Here is a 203-nt window from a genome sequence, read left to right on the forward strand (position 1 = left end):
AGCGTACACGGTGGATGCCCTGGCAGTCAGAGGCGATGAAGGACGTGCTAATCTGCGATAAGCGTCGGTAAGGTGATATGAACCGTTATAGCCGGCGATTTCCGAATGGGGAAACCCAGTGTGATTCGTCACACTATCATTACGTGAATACATAGCGTAATGAAGCGAACCGGGGGAACTGAAACATCTAAGTACCCCGAGGA

1 rRNA gene is annotated in these 203 nt (G+C 50.7%); it reads left to right on the plus strand.

Going from position 1 to position 203, the window contains the following annotated elements:
- Window positions 1-203 (plus strand): 23S ribosomal RNA (locus tag NNO03_RS22705); the annotation flags it as partial.

Origin of the sequence: Citrobacter sp. Igbk 16, assembly GCF_028069755.1 — a bacterium.
Lineage (GTDB): Bacteria > Pseudomonadota > Gammaproteobacteria > Enterobacterales > Enterobacteriaceae > Citrobacter.